Origin of the sequence: Variovorax sp. YR750, from assembly GCF_900109805.1 — a bacterium.
Classification (GTDB): domain Bacteria; phylum Pseudomonadota; class Gammaproteobacteria; order Burkholderiales; family Burkholderiaceae_C; genus Variovorax; species Variovorax gossypii.
Window position 1 is genome coordinate 115,843 of sequence record NZ_FOBJ01000013.1, and the last position, 15,473, is coordinate 131,315.

Here is a 15,473-nt window from a genome sequence, read left to right on the forward strand (position 1 = left end):
CTCATCCTCCGCGCTTGTTGAACTTGGGGTCGAGCGTGTCGCGCAGCCCGTCGCCGAGGATGTTCACCGCCAGCACCGTGAGCGCCAGGAAGATCCCCGGGAACAGCACGTTGTGCGGGTACTGGTTGAACTGCGCACGGCCCTCCGCCATGATGTTTCCCCAGGTCGCCATGTCCGCCGGCAGGCCCACGCCGAGGAACGACAGGATGGCCTCCACCAGGATGGCCGAGGCGCACACATAGGTCGCCTGGATGATCAGCGGCGCGATCGCGTTGGGCAGTATGTGCCGCACCAGGATCTTCCAGGTCGGCGTGTCGAGCGCGATGGCAGCCTCCACGTAGGGCTCTTCGCGCACCGCGAGCACCACCGAGCGCACCAGCCGCGCCACGCGCGGTATCTCGGGCACCGCGATGGCCACCACCACCGTGGGCAGCGTGCCGCCGAAGAGCGCCACCAGGCTGATCGCGAACAGGATGCCCGGGATGGCCATGACGCCGTCCATCAGCCGCATCACCACGCTGTCGATGCGGCGGAAGTAACCGCCCATGAGCCCCACGAGCATGCCGAACACCACCGCCAGCGCTGCCACCGCGATGCCCACTGTGAGCGACACACGCGCTCCGTACAGCGTGCGGCTCCAGATGTCCCGCCCCAGGCTGTCGGTGCCCATCACGAAGAGGTGCTCGAAGGTGTCGCCGGCCAGGCTGTTGAACTCGCCGCGCGTGCCCGGAAGGATGTTGGCGCTGCCCGGATCGATCGCGGTCGGGTCGATGGTGCCCAGCCACGGCGCCAGCAGCGACGTGACCACCAGCAGCACCAGCACGCCGCCGCCCGCGCGCACCGACCAGTTGGCCAGGATGCGCCTGAACAGCGAGCGACGCCTCGGTGGCGGCAGAGCCTCGGCCCTCGCTTCGGGAGCAAGGGCAATGGATGAATCGGTCATGCTTTTCTTTCCTCCTTGCGGTTCAGTAGCGGATGCGCGGGTCGAACACCAGGTAGCTCAGGTCGATCAGGAGATTGACGAGCACATAGACGACCGAGAAGAACAGCGTGATGCCCTGGATCAGCGGAAAGTCGCGCGAAAGCACCGCGTCGACCGTGAGCTGGCCGAGCCCCGGAATGGCGAACACCGTCTCGGTGACCACCACGCCGCCGATGAGCAGCGCGATGCCGATACCGATCACCGTGACGATGGGGATCGCCGCGTTGGCAAGCGCGTGTCGCATCAGCAGGCGCTTCTCGGAGATGCCCTTGGCGCGCGCCGTTCGGATGTAGTCCTCGGTCATGGCCTCGGCCACCGCCGCGCGGGTCACGCGGGCGATCAGCGCCACGTAGATGATCGACAGCGTGATCGACGGCAGGATCAGGTGCTTCAGCCACAGCAGCGGCCCCTGGCTCAATCGGGCATAGCCCTGCACCGGCAGCCACTGCAGGTGCAGCGCGAAGATCCAGATGAGCACGTAGCCGATCACGAACGCGGGAATCGAGAAGCCCATGACCGAGAAGCCCATCAGCATGCGGTCGAGCCAGCCGCCGTGCCGCCATGCGGCGATCACGCCCAACGGCACCGCGATGAGGATGGTGACCACCAGCGTCACGGCCGCCAGCGACACCGTGGCCTCGATGCGCTGGCCGATCAGCTCCATCACCGTCTTCTTCATGAAGTACGACTCGCCCAGGTTGCCCTGCAGCAGTTGCACGCTCCAGTGGAAGAACTGCACCGGCAGCGACTGATTGAGCCCCAGCTGCTCGCGCACCCTGGCGATGTTCTCGGCGGTGCCGGCGTCGCCCACGATCGCGGCGGCCGGGTCGCCGGGCGCGAGCCGCAGCATCAGGAACACGATCAGCGCGACGATGACGAGCACCGGCACGGTCGAGAGAATGCGGCGTGCAAGAAAGAGCAGCATGCTCAGTTCTTCTTCAGGTTCCAGAACACGCCCACCGGCGAGCGCACCACGCCGCTCACCACGCCCTTGCTGTAGGCCGTGAGAGGCTTGTACTCGCCGATGGGGGCATAGATGCCGGTGTCGTACACGCGCTGCTGGATGGCCGTGGCCAGCTCCTTGCGCTTCGGCTCGTCGGCCGTCGCCAGGAACTGCGACTTGAGCTGCTCCAGCTTGTCGTCGGTGGCCCAGCCGAACCAGCCCTTCTCGCCGTTGCCCGTGAGCGGTGCGAAGAACATCGGGTTCATGTTGTCGGCGATGCCCCAGCCGGTGATGAAGAGGTTCCAGCCGCCGTTGGCGACCGGATCCTTCTTGGCACGGCGAGTGACCAGCGTGGGCCAGTCCATCGACTGCATGTCCACGTTGAAGCCGGCCTGCTTGAGCAGTTGCGCCATCACCGGCGGAAACTTGTTGAGCACCGCGAAGTCGGCCGGAAACATCAGCACCACGGGCTTGCCGTCATAGCCGGCTTCCTTCAGCAGCGCCTTGGCCTTCTCGAACTGCGGCTTGCCGGTGAAGTAGCCGGCCTTGTCCGACGCAAGGGCGGAGCCGCAGGGGTAGATCGACACGCAGCCGCTGTAGAGCTCCTTGTGCACCAGCTGGGCGCGCATCAGGGCGTCCTGGTTGATGGCCATGATGGCGGCCTGCGCGATCTTCGGGTTGTCGAAGGGCGGGATGAAGTGGTTCAGGTGCAGCGCGAACGAGCCCTTGGGCACCGGGCTGTCGAGCGTGATGGCGGGGTTGTTCTTCAGCGCGGTGTACTGCTCGGAAGGCACCCACTCGATCATGTCGACCTCGCCGTTGGCGAGCGCATTCGCCTGCGTCTGCGCGTCCTTCAGGATGATCCATTCCATGCGGTCGACGTACACGTTCTTTCCGCCGGCCGTGCCCGAGGGCGCCTCGGTGCGCGGCACGTATTTGGTGTTCTTCAGGTAGACGACCTTCTCGCCGGGGCGGTACTCGTCCTTCTTGAAGATGTAGGGGCCGGAGCCGGTGGCGTCGTCAATCTGCTTGTCGGCGGGCGTGGCGGCCACGCGCGCGGGCATGATGAAGGGCGGATTCGACGAAGGCTTGCTCAGCGCCTCGAGCACCATGCCGAAGGGGTCCTTGAACACCAGCCTGAAGCTGCCGGCGTCGACCGCCTCGGCCTTGTCGAGTGCGGCGAACATCTTCTGGCCGAGGCCATCGCGCTGGCCCCAGCGCTTGAGCGACGCGATGACGTCTTCCGAGGTGACGGGCTTGCCGTCATGGAAGGCCAGGCTCTTGCGCAGCGTGAAGGTCCAGGTCTTGCCGTCGGCGCTGGTCGTGTACTTGTCGACCATCTGCGGATGCACCTTGCCCTGCTCGTCCACGCCAAAGAGCGTGTCGTAGACCATGTAGCCGTGGTTGCGCGTGATGAAGGCTGTGGTCCAGATCGGGTCGAGGATCTTCAGGTCGGACTGCGGCACGAGGCGCAGCACCTTGCCGACGTCCTGCGCGAAGGCAGCAGCCGCGGCGGCGGCCAGCAGGACGCCCGCGAACAGGGCTTTCAGTTGTCGTCTCTTCAGCATGGGTCAGTTCTCCGGTTGAAAGAAAGGGAGGGACGCGGACACGCGCGACGCCAGAGCACACGGGGCTGCACGGCGTCCTTGGAAACAGGTCATGAAATGAAGCGGCTCCAGAAGCGAACAAGGCCACGCCGTGCACGAAGCACGGAGTGGCCCTGCTGTCCTTTAGCCTGAGAGATTCACCCCGCGCGCGAATCGCACGAGGCTTGCCCCTTCGGCGGCCGCCCTCGGATCCGCGAGGATTCCGGGCGGCGCTCTCCAGCGTTTGAAAAATCCAGTCTTGGTACCTGAGCGTTCTGGGCTATCGCCTTCGGTAATGCACTAACTCGAAGCATCGAGCCGGCATTTCTCCTGGATGCATCTGTCCAAGCAGTTTGCGTGCCATGCGGCGCCCGCGCACGGTGCTCTTCTTCTCTTCTTTCTTCTTACTGCGTCGTGTTACTGCGGCCCGCCGCAGAAACCCGCGCGCTCGGTGGTCTTCGCGGTGAACAGCACGCGCGTGGTGGTCGCGGCGCTGCGCGGCTCGTTCTGCGGCCACTCGGTCTGCACCCAGGTGTATTGCCAGTCGTAGGGCGCGCCGGGCTTGAATGTCTCGCCGTAGGCGATGCGCAGGCTGCCGAAGCTCTCGTCGTGGCAGTGCTTCGAGGTCTTGTATTCCTTCTCGCTGAAGCAGGCGCGGATCATCTTGGAGCACGAGAACGGGATGTCCTCCTGTACCGCCTTGCCGCCTTCGAGCGGCACGAAATCGGCGGTGTCGAACGAGGCGCCGCCGCCGGAGTAGCCCTCCGACACGGTCTGCAGCACCGCAACCGCCCACTTGCCTTCGGCCAGCGGATAGAGCGCCGGCGCGAGCGAGAGGCGCGCCTCGGACCGGCTGGCGTCGTTGTCCTTCTTCAGGGCCTGCGCATAGTCGGAGAAATCATGGAGACGATCGAGCTGCCAGCCCTTCGCGTCGCCGGCATCCCGCCTGACGCGCGCCATGGCCAGCGGCTCGGTGGAGAGCACCACGTAGTTGCCGGGCGCGGCGTTGCGCGGACGGTAAAGGCCCAGCTGCTGCGCGTTGCAGGGCTGCGGCAACAACGCGCACAGGCGCGTGCGCCATTGCGCGTCGAGCGAATCGGGCTTCTTCACCGCATCGAACACCTGCGCCGACGGCGCGGAAAGATCGGGAGCGGCAAGCACCGGGGCGGCGAACGACAGCAGGGCGAGCAGGCACGGCAGTTTTCTCATGGAGCCGGATGGTAGCCACCGGCGGGGCGCCTGGTTGATAAAGTCGCACGCGACCATGAATCCTTCTTCTCCCGCCCTTCTCCGGATCGACGCGCTGAGCTTCGCCTACCCCGACCAACCGCCGCTGGTGTCCGGCTGGAATGCATCCATCGGCCCGGGCGTCACGCTGCTCTACGGAGATACCGGCACCGGCAAGTCGGCGCTGCTCCGGGTGATCGCCGGCATGCTGCCCGCTTCTTCCGGCCGGTTGACGGTGGCGGGAGCGACCCTCGACACCGCGCCCGAGGCATACCGCCGCCAGGTGTTCTTCGTCGACCCCGTGACCGACCGCTTCGACCAGCTCACGGCCCGCGAATGCACCGCTTCGCTCGCCGAGGGCGACGCGGGTTTCGACGAAGCGAAGTGGCAGGCCATTGCCGAGGGCTTCTCGCTGGCTCCGCACCTCGACAAGAAGATGTTCATGCTCTCGACCGGCTCGAAGCGCAAGGTGTGGATGGCGGCCGGGCTCGCGTCGGGCCGGCCGCTCGTGCTGCTCGACGAGCCCACGGCCGGGCTCGACATGCCGTCGACGCGCTGCCTTTGGAGCACGCTTTCCGGCTTCGATGGGCAGCAGGGCCGGGCAGTCATCGTGGCCAGTGCGGCGCGCATCGACACCGTGCCGCTCGCGGCCACCATCGAACTGCCCCTCGCCTGAAGCCCGTCTTCAGGTCGCGTCGAAGTTCGTGCTGCGGCTCACGGACTCCCAGGCTTCCATGTCCTTGAGCATCGCCTGCGCATGGGCGCGCACCGCGTCGACCGAATCGTCGCCGAGCTGCAGGCGAAGCGGCGTGTGCTCGGCGTCCAGTGCCTTCTCGATGGCCACCGCGGCCTTGCGCGGATCGCCGGCCTGCGTGTTGTGCATGCTGTGCGCGAACTCGCGGGTGGCGCCCACCACCGGCTGGTAGGCCTCGATCACGGGCATGTGGCGCATGCCGCTGCCCGCGAGCTGGGTGCGGAACTGGCCCGGCTCGACGATCAGCACCTTGATGCCGAAGGACGCCACTTCCTGCGCCAGCGCTTCCGAAGCGCCCTCCAGCGCGAACTTGGAGGCCGAGTAGGCGCTGAAGCCCGAGAACGACAGCTGCCCGCCCAGGCTGGAGATGTTGACGATGGCGCCCGACTTCTGCGCGCGCAGCACCGGCAGCGCGGCGCGGGTAACGGCCATGGCGCCGAAGAAATTGGTGTTCATCAGCGCGCGCAGTTCGGCGTCGGGCGTCTCCTCGAGCGCGCCGACCACGCCGTAGCCCGCGTTGTTGACCAGCACGTCGATGCGGCCGAAGCGCTCGACCGCGGCCTGCACGGCGGCTTCGGCCGCGCCGGCCACGTCCACGTCGAGCGGCGTGGCCAGCACGCGGTCGGGCGCCAGCGCCACGAGGTCGGCGAGCCGGGCGGCGTCGCGGGCGGTGGCGACGACGTTGTGGCCCTGCGCCAGCGCATGTTCGGCGAAGGCGTGGCCGAAGCCGGAGGCGGCGCCGGTGATGAACCAGGTCTTGCGGGCCCGGGCTTGCGAAGCGTTGTTGGCGGTGGTGGTCATGAGGCTTGCTCCTTGAGGGTTGATGGGTTGCCGTGAAGCCATGGCGTGACTGTTCCATCAACCGCATTCATCGACTAGACGGTTCAAATCGAATGCACCTTGCGATACGATGCATGAATGGACCGCACCCTGCTCCCGCACCTGGCCATCGTGCTTGCGGTGCACCGGCGCGGCGGTTTCGCCGCCGCCGCGGCCGAACTGGGCATGAGCGCCTCGGCCGTGAGCCATGCAGTGCGCGCCGTCGAGGACCACCTGGGCCAGCCGCTTTTCGCGCGCACCACCCGCAGCGTGCGGCTCACCGAGGCCGGCGCCGGCTTCATCGCCATGCTGGCGCCCGCCATGGGCGAGATCGCCGACGCGGTCGACCGTTTCGGCGAATCGTCGGGACGCGTGGGCGGCGTGCTGCGCATCAACGCGCCGCACGTGGCGCTGCCGCTGGTCATGACGCCGCTGGTGGCCGAGATGTCGCGCCGCCACCCCGAATTGGTAATAGAGATCACCTGCGACGACGGCCTGGCCGACATCGTGGCCAGCGGCCATGACGCCGGCGTGCGGCTGGGCCACACCGTGGCCCAGGACATGGTCGCGGTGCGGCTCACCCCGCCCTTCCAGGCCATCATGGTGGCCACGCCGCGCTACCTGGAGCTGGCCGGCGAGCCGCGCGACATCGAGGCGCTGCAGCAGCACAACTGCATCGGCTTCCGCTTCGTCACCTCGGGCGGCGTGTACGCCTGGGACCTGCGCGACGAGGGCGGCGCCCACGTCTCGGTCGAGGTGCCGGGCACCGTGCGCGTCACCGATGCGCTCTACGCCCGGGAGCTGGCGCTGGCCGACGTGGGCATCGCCTACATCTTCGAGCCGCTGGTGCGCGCCGAGCTGCGCGAGGGCCGCCTTCGCCGGCTGCTGCCGCGCTCGGCCTTCGAGGAGCCGGGGCTGTTCCTGTACTTTCCGCGCCGCGCCGCCCAGGCGCCCAAGCTGCGCGCCTTCGTCGACCTGGCCCGGGAAATGCTCGAAAAATAGGCATCCGGCCAGCCGGAACCCCGTTAAGACGCGCTTCGCGCCGGGGGCTTCGCAACCCGCATGGCGAAACCCGGTCCCGGCCGGCGACAATCGGGGATTCCGGAAAAAAGCGGGCTACCGCCCGACAGCCGGAAGTTCCAGCCACCCCGACAACCAGGATCTACGGAAGAAGCGCATGAGCTCGAAGCAACCAACCATCGTCTACACCCTCACCGACGAGGCGCCCCTGCTGGCGACCTACGCGTTTCTGCCCATCATCCGCGCCTTCACGAACCCGGCCGGCATCAACGTGGCAACCAGCGACATCTCGGTGGCGGCGCGCATCCTGGGCGAGTTCCCCGAGCTGCTGAGCGACGACCAGAAAGTGCCGGACAACCTGGCCGAACTGGGCAAGCTCACGCTCAAGCCCGAAGCCAACATCATCAAGCTGCCCAACATCAGCGCCTCGGTGGCCCAACTCAAGGCTGCCATCAAGGAACTGCAGGGCAAGGGCTACAAGATCCCCGACTACCCCGAGAACCCGACCACGGACGAGGACAAGGACATCCGCGCGCGCTACAACAAGTGCACCGGCAGCGCCGTGAACCCCGTGCTGCGCGAAGGCAACTCCGACCGCCGCGCACCCAAGGCCGTCAAGGAATACGCCCGCAAGAACCCGCACAGCATGGCCGACTGGAGCCAGGCCTCGCGCTCGCACGTCTCGCACATGCACGGCGGCGACTTCTATCACGGCGAGAAGTCCATGACCCTGGACCGCGCGCGCAACGTCAAGATGGAACTGCTGACCAAGAGCGGCAAGACCATCGTGCTCAAGCCCAAGGTCGCCCTGCTCGACCGCGAGGTCATCGATTCCATGTTCATGAGCAAGAAGGCGCTGCTGGCCTTCTATGAAAAGGAAATCGAAGACGCGCGCAAGACCGGCGTGATGTTCTCGCTGCACGTCAAGGCCACCATGATGAAGGTCTCGCACCCCATCGTGTTCGGCCACTGCGTGAAGATCTTCTACAAGGAAGCCTTCGAGAAACACGGCAAGCTGTTCGACGAGCTGGGCATCAACGTCAACAACGGCATGGTCGACCTCTACAACAAGATCGCCACGCTGCCGCAGAGCACGCAGGACGAGATCAAGCGCGACCTGCACGCCTGCCACGAGAACCGCCCCGAGCTCGCCATGGTCGACTCGGCCAAGGGCATCACCAACTTCCACTCGCCCAACGACGTGATCGTGGACGCCTCCATGCCCGCGATGATCCGCAACGGCGGCAAGATGTGGGGCGCCGACGGTCGCCTGAAGGACGTGAAGGCCGTGATGCCCGAATCGACCTTCGCCCGCATCTACCAGGAGATGATCAACTTCTGCAAGTGGCACGGCGCCTTCGACCCCAAGACCATGGGCACCGTGCCCAACGTCGGCCTGATGGCGCAGAAGGCCGAGGAATACGGTTCGCACGACAAGACCTTCGAGATCCCCGAAGACGGCGTTGCCAACATCACCGACCTGGACACCGGCGAAGTGCTGATGAGCGAAGACGTGGAGAAGGGCGACATCTGGCGCATGTGCCAGGTCAAGGACGCTGCGATCCGCGACTGGGTGAAGCTGGCCGTCAACCGCGCGCGCAACTCCGGCATGCCGGTGGTCTTCTGGCTCGACGCGTACCGTCCGCACGAGGCACAGCTGATCACCAAGGTCAAGATGTACCTGCACGAGCACAACACCACGGGCCTGGACATCCAGATCATGAGCCAGGTGCGCGCCATGCGCTACACCCTGGAGCGCGTGGTCCGCGGCCTGGACACCATCAGCGCCACCGGCAACATCCTGCGCGACTACCTGACCGACCTGTTCCCCATCATGGAACTGGGCACCTCGGCCAAGATGCTGTCGATCGTTCCGCTGATGGCCGGCGGCGGCATGTACGAGACCGGCGCGGGCGGCTCGGCCCCCAAGCACGTGCAGCAACTGGTGGAAGAAAATCACCTGCGCTGGGACTCGCTGGGTGAATTCCTCGCGCTGGCCGTGAGCCTGGAAGACCTGGGCCTGAAGACGAACAACAAGAAGGCCGCCATCCTGGCGAAGACGCTGGACACCGCCACCGGCAAGCTGCTCGACAACAACAAGAACCCCTCGCCCAAGACCGGCCAGCTCGACAACCGCGGCAGCCAGTTCTACCTGGCGATGTACTGGGCGCAGGAACTGGCCGCGCAGACCGACGACAAGGAACTGCAGGCAGCCTTCGTGAAGCTGGCCGAGACGCTCACCGCCAACGAGCAGAAGATCGTCGACGAGCTCGCCGCCGTGCAGGGCAAGGCCGTGGACATCGGCGGCTACTACCTGGCCGACCCCGCCAAGTTCGAAGCCGTGATGCGTCCGAGCGCAACGCTCAACGCGGCGCTGGCTTCGGCATAAGAAGGCCGGTCGACATCGTGCGGGTGGCAGCCGTCATGAAGCCCTCCTGGCTCGCGATGCTTCCCGCCGTGCTGGCCCTGGCCGGCGCGGCGGGTACCGCGCATGCGGCTGCCGAGGACTGCGAGGCCCTGCGCACCCGCATCGAATCGAAGATCGCCGCGAGCGGCGTGGCGCGCTTCACCGTCACCGTCATCGATGCCAACGCGTCGGCGAACGGCCAGGTGGTGGGCAGCTGCGAGCTCGGCACGAAGAAGGTCGTTTATCTGAAGGACGCGGGGGCCGCAACGGCCCCCGCTGCCGCTCCTGCCCCCGGCGAGCCCATGCTCACCGAGTGCAAGGACGGCACCACGTCATACGGCGGCGACTGCAGGAAGTAGTAGCCGTCCGCTGGCGCCAACCTCTTTTTGGCGCATCGTCCGACGCACCCTTGCGCGGAATGCTCTTAGCGTCCGCCGCATGGACGAAGACCTTGAAACCCTGTCGCGCGATCAGCTGATCGCGGAAGCGAAGAAGCTGCGCACGGCCATCCGCGAGCACCGGGACTCGAGCGGACACGAGCTGTGCTGGCACCACCCTGCCCTCTGGGCCCTGCTGCCCGAGAAGGTCGAACCGGCCATCGCCGTTCCGGCCTGGCCGCAGTTCATGCGCGGCTGCATCAGGTACCGGCAGTCGCTCGACGAGCAAGCGCCGGATGCGGAGAGAACGAAGCGCGAGTTCGACGAGTAGGTGAATCGGCCGCGGCTAGTTGTTGCCGCCCACCACCCGCGCGATCCACGCCAGCAGCACCGCCTCGACCTCGTCGCGGTTGGTTTCGTTCAGCGTCTCATGGCGCGCACCGCCGAACACGTGGCACGACACGTCGCGCAGCCCCGCCTCGCGATAGCGCTGCACCAGCGGATAGAACCATTCGGCCCTGTTGCTCACCGGGTCCTCGTCGCCGATGAACAGATAAAGAGGCAGTTCAGGCCGGATGCTCTTGCGCATTGCATCGGGCGTGAGATCGGCCAGCTTCGCGAACATCGAACCCAGCCCCTCGGCCGAGACAGTGAACCCGCACAGCGGATCGGCGATGTACGCATCGACCTGCGCCGGGTCGCGGCTGAGCCAGTCGAAGGGCGTACGAACGTCGGGCAGCGCGGCGTTCATGTCTTCCAGCTTGAAGCCGGACTGCAATGCCGCCCCCAGCAGATCGAGCGCCGAGGTGCCCGAGAGCACCGCCCCCGCCAGCAGCGCGCTGTGCTCGACCAAGTAGTACTGCGTGGCGAACGAGCCCATGCTGTGGCCCAGGAGGATCAGCGGAAGGCCCGGATGCACGCCGCGCACGTGATGGCTCAGCAGCGCCATGTCGTCCACCAGCCCGGAGAACGCGCGCGGGCCGAACTCGCCCAATTCGCCGCGCGCTTCGGCACCCTTGCCGTGGCCGCGATGTTCGTTCGCATAGACCGCGTAGCCCGCCTGCACCAGCGATTCGGCCAGGTGCCGGTAGCGCAGCGAATGCTCACCCATGCCGTGCGCCAGCTGGACGATGGCTCGCGGCTTCGTCACCGTGCCCAGCCAGCAATGGACCTCCACCGTGACGCCGTCGTTGGCGGTCAGTTCGAAGTGGGTCTCGGTAGTGGGCATGCGCCGCTCCATCGGTAATGTTCAACACTGCAAGGCAGAATTCGGCCCATGCAGCTGCGGGTTTCATTGGATTCCGGGGGTGGTGATCGCAGTGGGAAGCACGTGGCGGCCACTGTCCGGAAAGCTCTCCTGTTTGTTCGCGGAACGCACGTAAATACGACTCCGGCACCTTGATTGCCTTCTACTGTTCTGCAGCTATCCGGGCTTGCGCTTCAGCTAGAGACGCCCGCGCACCGAAAACCTGGCTGTCGGCATTTGTCAGGAGATCGTTCAGGCGCTCCCATTCCGCCGATGCTTTCGAGTGCTTGTCGCGCTCTTTTATCGCCATCTCACGAATCATGATCGCAGACTTCAGCAATTCCTCGCATGCAACGAGAACATCGTTGTTGGCTTGATGTAGTTGTTCGGCAGTGGGCATTTCCTGCACCGTTCACAGCACTTTTCTTGCCGACGCTTGATTCTCAAGATTCGACGTCTATTGGCGCTCGCCTTTTCGTGGCGCAGACGCTGGTGCGAACGCCCAGTCAGTACAGGCCTTGAGCATTCCCTTCGGCCATGCCTTCGGCTCACCAGACACACCCACTCGCTTCAGCAACTGTGCTGTTGTTGCCCTGTCCTGGGCAAGGCAAGCAAACTTCGCGTAGCTGCTCATGTTCCAACTATCGGGATACTTGGCAATCACATCATCAAATCCAGCCTTCATTTGCGGCCATCTCGCAAGAGAGTTGGTGAACAGGTCGTTGCCGAACTGAGCCTCCGAAGCAAACCAATATATGCGCGCATACATCCCCTGCCCCTCGGTCTTCGATGTGCGTTTGACAGCATCGCGCGCGAATACTTCAATCTCTCTCAAGTCGCCGTGCCACTTGGGAAGCAAATACTCAAGGGCCGCAAAGTACGTTTGATAGAAAAGTGGCTCCCTGGTGAGGGCTTCGTTCAGGAGCCCATTGAATCGCTCATGCTCCCAGCCCTGGGCTTTTGCTACGAGGAGCATCATTTCATACCAATGAGGGTCAACTGATGCGGTCGCTTTGCCTTGCTCCAAAACAATGCGAGCCCGCTCGACAGACTGCGCAAAGGGCTTCCAGGCTTCAGGTTTGACATCCGACGCGTACCCGCTCCCTCTGATGCCCCAGGCACGGGAGATGTGAATGGCACTCATGGCGGTAATTGGTACTGGCGACTTGGGGTACAGGGCTGCCCACGCTTTGATCTCTGATTCAAGCTTGGTGGACGCCGCGTCTCCTTCTCTCGTCTTGTCGGCAATCGCGCCTCTGATGCCGGCATGGAACATCGTCAATTTCCATAAGCCGCTTGCCGTGCGCTGCCTCTCGATCCGGAATTTTTGAGACATGCGCTCCAGCACTTCGAAATCACGTGCTTCCAGTGCACTTCGCACAGCCGCAACAATCGAATCACGCTCTTCTTGGTCGGTTTGCTGTGCTGCCACAGCGCACGTAGCGCAGAGCAAGCCCGACATCAGCCATGACAACTGCCTTGAAAGATTCATATAGGCCTTTCGAAGGAGTGGGCCGCGGTTGTCTGCAGCACAGGCGTCTCCCCCTGGTGGATCGTAACTACTTCGTTGCGCCGCAATCAAGCATTCAATTCAAGCAAGAAGTACTCTTTGACTCGGCCTGATGGACAGGAGGCCCGCGCAGCGCTCTATCGTCCGCCAGCGGTGGCAAGCAGAGCAGCCATTCTTTGCAGGGCCGCTTCCGGCGTAGGCTCGATGCAGATCGAGCAGGCCAACATCAGGTTCAGCTGCTGGCCGAAGTCCTCGACGGCGATGCCGGTGCCGCGCTCGCGCAGCACGCCGCTCGCATCGACCTCGCACGGCAGCGCGGCACGCACGCGTCCGGCGTAGCTGCCCTCGGGCACTCCATAAGCCACGACCGGAATGCCGAGCGCAATCGCAGCACCGACCTCGAACACCGTGCCGGAGTCGGGCTCCATGCCCCTGAAGCTGGCGAGATTGGCGACGACGCCGTCCGCGCCGCGAAGGCGCCGCATGTTGGCTTCGTAGATCTGCTTCTCCGGCGCGTCGGAGGTCTGCTCTTCGTTGCCGTCGGCCGGCAGCAGTGCCGCGAGGCCGGCGGCATCGCAGGCAGCCGTCAGCCTGACGAAGTGCTCCCTTGCGTCGGGGCGAAAGACGTCCGGGCCCGCGAGGTAGATGCGCGGGCGGGCCGTGTTCCCGGGAGGCTTGTTGTCCATCGACGGAGCATCGGCGATTTCCGGCTCCTGCTCAATCCTTGCGACATGGTGCAAAGCGACTTACCGATGGATGCATTGGCCCATGGCTCCGACGAACCGGTCTTCGGGGAATCAGGCAAGAAACTCGCACGAAGCGACTAACGCTCCGGTCGCGCCTTTTTCAAGAATGGACGCTCCACTCACGAACCAAGGCGCACCATGAACACCGCAAGTCGCACCGGCGCACTCACCGCGCTCTCGCTGTCCCTCGCCATTGCATCGGGCCCTTCGCAGGCCCAGCCGCAGCGCCCCAGGCTGCTCGAAGACCCGAATCGCTTCGTGGGCATGTGGGTGACACAAGACGGTCACATCCGCCACGAACTGCTGCCTAATGGCCGCTACGACGAAGCGCGCGGCACGCGCCTCAGCGCCTATCAGGGGCGCTACATGCTCAGCGGCAACCACATCGACTACGTCGACGACACCGGCTTCACGGCCGATGGCGAATTCCGCGACGGCGTGCTGTATCACGCGGGCATGGTGCTCTACCGCGAAAGCACTACGCAACGCTGAGCGCCGGATGCGGTCGACCACGTGTTTTGCAGGATCAGGCAAAAACCGCGTTCGATTCGTCTACCGCTTCGGGCTTGCGAAAAAGCACACTTCTCTACATGCCCGGCTCACGCTCATTTCAGTGTGCGCCCCACGGCAGCCAGACCAGCACGAGGAGTTCTCCATGACCACAATCCAGGAAAAAGTCGTACTCATCACCGGCGCGAGCAGCGGCATCGGCGAAGCGACCGCCAGGCTGCTTGCGCGGCGCGGCGCCAAGGTGGTGCTCGGGGCGCGCCGTACGGACAGGCTCGCTGCACTTGCGGCCGAGATCGAGGCCACGGGCGGCACGGCGAGCTTCCAGCGGCTCGACGTGACGCACCGGCCCGACGTGGAAGCCTTTGCCGAATTCGCGCTCGAGACGCACGAGCAGATCGACGTGCTCGTCAACGCCGCCGGCGTGATGCCGATGTCGCCGCTGTGGAACCGCAAGATCGAGGAGTGGGAACTCACGATCGACGTGAACCTGCGCGGCGTGCTGCTCGGCATCGCGGCGGTGCTGCCGACGATGCAGGAGCAGGGCTGGGGCCACATCGTGAATGTGGCGCCAGTGGCGATGCATGGCTTGTCGCCGGGCTCGGCGGTGTACCACGGCACGCAGTACGCGGTGAACGCGATCTCCGAAGGCCTGCGGCAGGAACATGCCGGCCGGCTGCACGTGACGGTGGTGAGCCCCGACGTGCACGGCCCCATCGATCCGCTGGCCGAGCGCATCGCGGCCAGCTACGCGCGTGAACGCATGCGCACCAACCGTCGCATCGCGGTGCCGGTGGATGCGGTGGCGCGCTCGATCGCGGGGGCCATCGAGGGCTACGGCATCACGGCCGGTGCGATGCGCCCGCCTGCCAGGCAGCAGAGGCCGCGACCGACCGAATACGCTCAGTAGGTCTTGTAGGGCAGGAACTTGCCCGACAGCACCACGTTGACGCGGTCGCCCTTCGGGTCGGCCTCGCGCTGGATGTCCATGCTGAAGTCGATGGCGCTCATGATGCCGTCGCCGAATTCTTCATGGATCAGCTCCTTGATGGTCGTGCCGTACACGCTCACCACCTCGTACCAGCGGTAGATGAGCGGATCGGTGGGCACCGGCGTGGGCAGCGAGCCCTTGTAGGGCACCACCTTCAGCCACTTCTGCTCCTCGACAGTGAGGCCGAAGATCTTGCCGACGATCTTCGCCTGCCTGTCGTCGAGCGTCATCTGGCCGAGGCAGGCGGCGGTGGTCCATTCCTTCGAAAGGCCGACCTTCTTCGCCACGTCGGCCCACTGGATGCCCTTGCTCACCTTGACGGTGATGATCTTCTCGGTGACGTCGTTGCGGTTCATGC

At 65.4% G+C, this 15,473-nt stretch carries 17 protein-coding genes and 1 riboswitch; of the genes, 7 read left to right on the forward strand and 10 right to left on the reverse strand.

The window, feature by feature from the left end:
* Position 1: 1 nt before the first annotated feature.
* The 4 genes from BMY35_RS25070 to BMY35_RS25085 all read right to left on the reverse strand — a co-directional run bounded on the left by BMY35_RS25070 (position 2) and on the right by BMY35_RS25085 (position 4,720).
* Positions 2–943, reverse strand: a complete 942-nt coding sequence (locus BMY35_RS25070; RefSeq protein WP_093205204.1) for an ABC transporter permease — start codon at positions 941–943, stop codon at positions 2–4.
* Positions 944–965: 22 nt separating this feature from the next.
* The gene (locus tag BMY35_RS25075; RefSeq protein WP_093205207.1) at positions 966–1,907 is read right to left on the reverse strand and encodes an ABC transporter permease; all 942 of its coding nucleotides are present in this window, start codon (positions 1,905–1,907) and stop codon (positions 966–968) included.
* A 2-nt stretch (positions 1,908–1,909) separates the two neighbouring features.
* Positions 1,910–3,493, reverse strand: coding sequence for an ABC transporter substrate-binding protein (locus BMY35_RS25080; protein WP_093205209.1), 1,584 nt, complete (start codon positions 3,491–3,493; stop codon positions 1,910–1,912).
* Between the two features lie 145 nt (positions 3,494–3,638).
* Positions 3,639–3,762: riboswitch (glycine riboswitch) on the reverse strand.
* Positions 3,763–3,928: 166 nt separating this feature from the next.
* A complete protein-coding gene (locus BMY35_RS25085) occupies positions 3,929–4,720 on the reverse strand; it encodes a hypothetical protein (RefSeq protein WP_093205212.1) in 792 nt (263 codons plus the stop codon).
* Between the two features lie 55 nt (positions 4,721–4,775).
* Here BMY35_RS25085 and BMY35_RS25090 point away from each other — a divergent pair, with 55 nt between their 5' ends.
* On the forward strand, positions 4,776–5,414 hold the full coding sequence (locus tag BMY35_RS25090; RefSeq protein ID WP_093205214.1) for an ABC transporter ATP-binding protein: 639 nt from the start codon (positions 4,776–4,778) through the stop codon (positions 5,412–5,414).
* A 9-nt stretch (positions 5,415–5,423) separates the two neighbouring features.
* Here the strand turns inward: BMY35_RS25090 and BMY35_RS25095 are convergent, their stop codons facing one another.
* Positions 5,424–6,293, reverse strand: coding sequence for an oxidoreductase (locus BMY35_RS25095; RefSeq protein WP_093205217.1), 870 nt, complete (start codon positions 6,291–6,293; stop codon positions 5,424–5,426).
* 117 nt (positions 6,294–6,410) lie between these two features.
* Between BMY35_RS25095 and BMY35_RS25100 the strand changes: the two genes are divergently transcribed.
* From BMY35_RS25100 to BMY35_RS25115, 4 genes are all read left to right on the forward strand, one after another.
* A complete protein-coding gene (locus tag BMY35_RS25100) occupies positions 6,411–7,313 on the forward strand; it encodes a LysR family transcriptional regulator (RefSeq protein ID WP_093205219.1) in 903 nt (300 codons plus the stop codon).
* A gap of 175 nt (positions 7,314–7,488) precedes the next feature.
* Positions 7,489–9,720 (forward strand): NADP-dependent isocitrate dehydrogenase, encoded by a 2,232-nt coding sequence (locus tag BMY35_RS25105; protein WP_093205221.1) that lies wholly within the window; start codon positions 7,489–7,491, stop codon positions 9,718–9,720.
* 35 nt (positions 9,721–9,755) lie between these two features.
* A complete protein-coding gene (locus tag BMY35_RS25110) occupies positions 9,756–10,097 on the forward strand; it encodes a DUF1161 domain-containing protein (RefSeq protein ID WP_093205224.1) in 342 nt (113 codons plus the stop codon).
* Positions 10,098–10,176: 79 nt separating this feature from the next.
* A complete protein-coding gene (locus tag BMY35_RS25115) occupies positions 10,177–10,446 on the forward strand; it encodes a hypothetical protein (protein ID WP_093205226.1) in 270 nt (89 codons plus the stop codon).
* A gap of 15 nt (positions 10,447–10,461) precedes the next feature.
* On the opposite strand, the gene BMY35_RS25120 is transcribed toward BMY35_RS25115, so the two are convergent.
* From BMY35_RS25120 to BMY35_RS25135, 4 genes are all read right to left on the reverse strand, one after another.
* A complete protein-coding gene (locus BMY35_RS25120) occupies positions 10,462–11,343 on the reverse strand; it encodes an alpha/beta hydrolase (RefSeq protein ID WP_093205229.1) in 882 nt (293 codons plus the stop codon).
* A 181-nt stretch (positions 11,344–11,524) separates the two neighbouring features.
* Positions 11,525–11,761, reverse strand: coding sequence for a hypothetical protein (locus tag BMY35_RS25125; protein WP_093205230.1), 237 nt, complete (start codon positions 11,759–11,761; stop codon positions 11,525–11,527).
* Positions 11,762–11,818: 57 nt separating this feature from the next.
* Positions 11,819–12,853, reverse strand: a complete 1,035-nt coding sequence (locus BMY35_RS25130; protein WP_093205233.1) for a DUF4034 domain-containing protein — start codon at positions 12,851–12,853, stop codon at positions 11,819–11,821.
* A gap of 155 nt (positions 12,854–13,008) precedes the next feature.
* Complete coding sequence (locus tag BMY35_RS25135; RefSeq protein WP_093205235.1) at positions 13,009–13,557, reverse strand: nucleoside 2-deoxyribosyltransferase; 549 nt, start codon at positions 13,555–13,557, stop codon at positions 13,009–13,011.
* Positions 13,558–13,755: 198 nt separating this feature from the next.
* On the opposite strand from BMY35_RS25135, the gene BMY35_RS25140 reads away from it, so the two are divergent.
* The gene (locus BMY35_RS25140) at positions 13,756–14,109 is read left to right on the forward strand and encodes an Atu4866 domain-containing protein (RefSeq protein WP_256229506.1); all 354 of its coding nucleotides are present in this window, start codon (positions 13,756–13,758) and stop codon (positions 14,107–14,109) included.
* A 163-nt stretch (positions 14,110–14,272) separates the two neighbouring features.
* A complete protein-coding gene (locus BMY35_RS25145; protein WP_093205237.1) occupies positions 14,273–15,034 on the forward strand; it encodes an SDR family oxidoreductase in 762 nt (253 codons plus the stop codon).
* Here BMY35_RS25145 and cynS read toward each other — a convergent pair.
* Complete coding sequence (cynS, locus tag BMY35_RS25150) at positions 15,028–15,471, reverse strand: cyanase (RefSeq protein ID WP_093205239.1); 444 nt, start codon at positions 15,469–15,471, stop codon at positions 15,028–15,030. The genes BMY35_RS25145 and cynS overlap by 7 nt on opposite strands.
* Positions 15,472–15,473 lie beyond the last annotated feature (2 nt).

Bases quoted from the DNA above. Each gene is read 5' to 3' on its own strand.
- BMY35_RS25095 (WP_093205217.1), bottom strand. From the start codon at position 6,293: ATGACCACCACCGCCAACAACGCTTCGCAAGCCCGGGCCCGCAAGACC.
- BMY35_RS25125 (WP_093205230.1), bottom strand. From the start codon at position 11,761: ATGCCCACTGCCGAACAACTACATCAAGCCAACAACGATGTTCTCGTT.
- BMY35_RS25070 (WP_093205204.1), bottom strand. From the start codon at position 943: ATGACCGATTCATCCATTGCCCTTGCTCCCGAAGCGAGGGCCGAGGCT.
- BMY35_RS25135 (WP_093205235.1), bottom strand. From the start codon at position 13,557: ATGGACAACAAGCCTCCCGGGAACACGGCCCGCCCGCGCATCTACCTC.
- BMY35_RS25085 (WP_093205212.1), bottom strand. From the start codon at position 4,720: ATGAGAAAACTGCCGTGCCTGCTCGCCCTGCTGTCGTTCGCCGCCCCG.
- BMY35_RS25105 (WP_093205221.1), top strand. From the start codon at position 7,489: ATGAGCTCGAAGCAACCAACCATCGTCTACACCCTCACCGACGAGGCG.
- BMY35_RS25140 (WP_256229506.1), top strand. From the start codon at position 13,756: ATGAACACCGCAAGTCGCACCGGCGCACTCACCGCGCTCTCGCTGTCC.
- BMY35_RS25100 (WP_093205219.1), top strand. From the start codon at position 6,411: ATGGACCGCACCCTGCTCCCGCACCTGGCCATCGTGCTTGCGGTGCAC.
- BMY35_RS25080 (WP_093205209.1), bottom strand. From the start codon at position 3,493: ATGCTGAAGAGACGACAACTGAAAGCCCTGTTCGCGGGCGTCCTGCTG.
- BMY35_RS25075 (WP_093205207.1), bottom strand. From the start codon at position 1,907: ATGCTGCTCTTTCTTGCACGCCGCATTCTCTCGACCGTGCCGGTGCTC.
- BMY35_RS25090 (WP_093205214.1), top strand. From the start codon at position 4,776: ATGAATCCTTCTTCTCCCGCCCTTCTCCGGATCGACGCGCTGAGCTTC.
- BMY35_RS25115 (WP_093205226.1), top strand. From the start codon at position 10,177: ATGGACGAAGACCTTGAAACCCTGTCGCGCGATCAGCTGATCGCGGAA.
- BMY35_RS25120 (WP_093205229.1), bottom strand. From the start codon at position 11,343: ATGCCCACTACCGAGACCCACTTCGAACTGACCGCCAACGACGGCGTC.
- BMY35_RS25145 (WP_093205237.1), top strand. From the start codon at position 14,273: ATGACCACAATCCAGGAAAAAGTCGTACTCATCACCGGCGCGAGCAGC.
- BMY35_RS25130 (WP_093205233.1), bottom strand. From the start codon at position 12,853: ATGAATCTTTCAAGGCAGTTGTCATGGCTGATGTCGGGCTTGCTCTGC.
- BMY35_RS25110 (WP_093205224.1), top strand. From the start codon at position 9,756: ATGAAGCCCTCCTGGCTCGCGATGCTTCCCGCCGTGCTGGCCCTGGCC.
- cynS (WP_093205239.1), bottom strand. From the start codon at position 15,471: ATGAACCGCAACGACGTCACCGAGAAGATCATCACCGTCAAGGTGAGC.